Annotated in this window: 1 pseudogene; it reads left to right on the top strand. The window is 65.0% G+C overall.

From position 1 onward, the window contains the following. A pseudogene (locus PA598K_RS36950) lies at nucleotides 1-214 on the top strand (hypothetical protein); the annotation flags it as partial.

The raw sequence follows: 214 nt of genomic DNA, 5'->3' as shown, positions 1-214 counted from the left end.
GATGTCACGCCGAAGCCAGGGGCAGCGCCGGAGCTGTATCCAGCACCTGTGCCGGAGCCGGGCGATGAGCCGAACACGACGAAGCTGCCTACTGACCCGGCGATCCCGGTCGGAGCAGGCAACCATCTGGTCGTGAAGGTGTCGTCGAGCAAGATCGCTACGCCGAGTGCGGGCGATGACGCGCCAACCAACGGTGTCATTAACCCGTACACGC

Origin of the sequence: Paenibacillus sp. 598K (assembly GCF_003851045.1) — a bacterium.
Lineage (GTDB): Bacteria > Bacillota > Bacilli > Paenibacillales > Paenibacillaceae > Paenibacillus_D.
The sequence above is the reverse complement of the archived record's forward strand: the minus strand, read 5'-3'. Positions and strand labels throughout refer to the sequence as shown.